This window comes from Roseburia sp. OM02-15 (assembly GCF_003481835.1).
Taxonomy (GTDB): domain Bacteria; phylum Bacillota; class Clostridia; order Lachnospirales; family Lachnospiraceae; genus Eubacterium_I; species Eubacterium_I ramulus_A.
The window spans coordinates 1-1,880 of sequence record NZ_QULX01000048.1 but is presented as its reverse complement, the minus strand read 5'-3'; the positions used below and the strand labels follow the sequence as shown (position 1 = coordinate 1,880).

Here is a 1,880-nt window from a genome sequence, read left to right as displayed (position 1 = left end):
AAATTCCAGTTGTGCGCCCAGCTAAGGGTGTGTAGTCAAGCCGGTGGGATTCCGGTTTATCCAAGGTTTAGCCAACCAGATAATAGCGAGTCTTGGGATGATGCCGGTAACGGCATCTGACAAGCGTAGACAGCAAGAAAGCAGGGTTGAATAGTGATTGAGCTTCGAAACGTTAACTTCAGTCGGTCGACGTCTTAACTGGTGCGGAAGACAATATCATGTAATGCGATATGGCGAGTATTATGTGGCACTGCGGAGTCAGAGAACCAATCATGTTTTACATTGTGAATACACATCAACTGGGGAGAACCTGCCATTTCTCGAAGAAGAGTATGAAGTTGCAACTGAAAACGGAGGATTTCAAATGAATGGTAGGTGGTCGGACAATCCCATAGTACTGTAGAAATCGGGCAATGCCGATGGAGGGAAGGGGATTGCATAGTAAAGGTCTTACTGAGGACACATTATCCGTACTCAGGGACGGAGGAAATAATGGAAACGAAATTAGTAAGAATAGCTGAGATATCGGCAACATCAAAACATCCTATATTTACATCAGTGTACCACTTGATAAATGAAGATATGCTAAAGCAATGCCATAAGGAATTAGATGGGAACAAAGCAGTCGGAATTGACAAGGTAACTAAGGATGAGTATGGGAAGAACCTTGATAGAAATATCAAGGAACTGGTACAGAGGTTGAAAAACAAATCCTTTAAGCCACTTCCGTCACTGAGAGTATATATACCTAAAGGAAATGGAAAGAAACGACCATTAGGGATTGCTTCCTATGAAGATAAGATTGTACAAATGGCAGTGAAGAAAATACTGGGAGCTATTTATGAACCGAGATTCCTAAACTGCATGTATGGATTCAGACCGAATAGGGGGTGTCACGAAGCAATAAAAGAAGTATACCAACGGATAAGCTATGGAAAAATCAGCTATATCGTAGATGCCGATATCAAAGGTTTCTTTGACCATATCGACCATGATTGGATGATGAAGTTCCTTGAATGGAATATACAGGATAGGAACTTATTGTGGCTAATACGTAAATACCTTAAAGCAGGAATAATGGAGCAAGGAAAATTCGAGCCAACAGAGGAAGGTTCGGCACAAGGCTCAGTAATGAGTCCGATGCTTGCAAATATATACATGCATCATGTGCTGACGCTGTGGTTTAAGCTGGTGGTGCAAAGGAAAATGCAGGGAGAGTGTTTTCTCGTCAACTTTGCGGATGATTTTGTTGCAGGATTTCAATATAAGTCAGAAGCTGAAAGATACTATAGAGAGTTAAAGGAACGAATGGAAAAGTTTGGACTGGAGCTGGAAAGTAGTAAAAGCAGACTGATTGAATTTGGGAGATTTGCAGAGCAGAATCGTAGAGCAAGAGGAGAATGTAAGCCTGAAACATTTGATTTTCTGGGATTTACCTTCTACTGTAGCAAAACTCGAAAGGGAGGTTTCGTACCAAAGGTACAGACTTCAAGAAAGAAGTTTGAGCAAAAGGTTAGAGCATACAAGAACTGGATTTACGATAATCGAAATCGACCAATGCGAGAAATAATTAAAGAGTTGAACGTAAAACTAATTGGACACTATCGGTATTATGGTGTTACATGGAATTTTCGGAAGATAACAACATTCCTGCACAGAGTACAACAGTTTCTATTCAAAGCCATGAATCGGAGAGGTTGTAGACGGGCATACACATGGAATGGATTTGTGGAAATGCTTAAGTATTACCCGTTAGCAAAACCTAAAACGTACTATTGTTTATATTGAAGCGAATGTTACTACGAGGAGCCGTATGCGGGAAAGCCGCACGTACGGATCTGTGAGGGGCTAAGATTGAGAGGTCTTAGTCTACTCGACTG

At 41.2% G+C, this 1,880-nt stretch carries 1 protein-coding gene; it reads left to right on the top strand.

Translation table 11 applies throughout. The features are described from left to right. The first annotated feature begins 492 nt into the window (after nucleotides 1-492). The gene (ltrA, locus tag DXB15_RS16710) at nucleotides 493-1,788 is read left to right on the top strand and encodes a group II intron reverse transcriptase/maturase (protein ID WP_117650694.1); all 1,296 of its coding nucleotides are present in this window, start codon (nucleotides 493-495) and stop codon (nucleotides 1,786-1,788) included. Nucleotides 1,789-1,880: the final 92 nt, after the last annotated feature.